The organism is Flavobacterium sp. UBA4854 (assembly GCF_002399805.1).
GTDB lineage: Bacteria > Bacteroidota > Bacteroidia > Flavobacteriales > Flavobacteriaceae > Flavobacterium > Flavobacterium ginsengisoli.
On sequence record NZ_DHEI01000028.1, the window covers coordinates 56,648 to 57,895 of the forward strand.

The window sequence follows — 1,248 nt, forward strand, 5'->3', positions numbered from 1 at the left end:
ATTAAAAGCCCCGTGTTAAGATCCATTTCGTTGGAAGTGTCAACAAAAATCGATGCTCCAACGTTTGTTAGATTTGTTGAATTTCCTGGTTCGTCGTGATTGTCGCTAGAACAAGAAATATATAAAAATGCTGTAGCGCAAATAGTTGATAATAAAATGACAGTTTTTTTCATGGTTTTTTTGTTTTGGATTAGATTAATAAGGCAGTCAAATGTAATAAAAAAATAAGTTACAATTTAAAAATCCTATAGTGGTTAATTTATAAGATATCCTAACGATTTTTTGAACAAAAAATTATAATAATTGCTAATTAATGAGATGATTTAAACAATCTAAAACCGGTTTTGGTTTAAACAACAAAAGCTGTCCAATCGGACAGCTTTTGTTAGGAAAGCAATTTTATGCTTATTTGATCATTTCAAAACTTCTTTTTACGAAAGCAGTAAGCGCTTCACCTTTTAATAGGTTTTGAGATAATTTAGCTAAATCTAATGCTTGTTTAACCAAATGCTCTTGGTGTGTTTTGTCTTCTGTATTTAAGATGCTTGAAGCCAAATCAGAATTGGTGTTTACAACTAGATTGTACATTTCTGGCATATTGCCCATTCCGAACATTCCACCGCCTGTTTGGCTCATTTCTTTCATTCTACGCATAAATTCTGGTTGCGTAATAAGGAATGGAGCAGCTTGAGAATCCATAGCTTCTAGTTGAACACTGTATGCTTTTGGAATATAAGCTTCTAATGAAGTTTTTAAAGCTGCTTTTTCATCATCAGATAATTTAGAGATTGTATTTTCTTCTTTTTTGATTAAGTTGTCAATATGATCAGAGTCAACACGTACAAAAGTTAATCCGCTGTTATCGTTTTCAATCTTTTGGATTAAGTGCGAAATGATTGGAGAATCTAAAAGCAATACTTCGTAACCTTTGTCTTTTGCAGCTTCAATGTAAGAGTGCTGAGCATCTTTGTTTCCAGCATAAAGAACGACAAGTTTACCATCTTTATCCGTTTGGTTTTCTTTTAGTTTTTCTTTTAATTCTTCTAAAGTAAAGTAAGTGTCATCTACAGTTGGGTACAAAACAAATGCACCTGCTTTTTCGTAGAACTTGTCTTCAGAAAGCATTCCGTATTCTAAAACGATTTTAATATCGTTCCATTTTGCTTCAAAATCAGCACGGTTTTCGTTAAATAAAGCTTTTAATTTATCTGCTACTTTACGAGTAATGTAGTTTGAGATTTTCTTAAC

1 pseudogene is annotated in these 1,248 nt (G+C 31.9%); it reads right to left on the bottom strand.

Annotated elements, in window-relative coordinates:
• Positions 1 to 405 precede the first annotated feature (405 nt).
• A pseudogene (locus tag B3J44_RS03560) lies at positions 406 to 1,248 on the bottom strand (molecular chaperone HtpG); the annotation flags it as partial.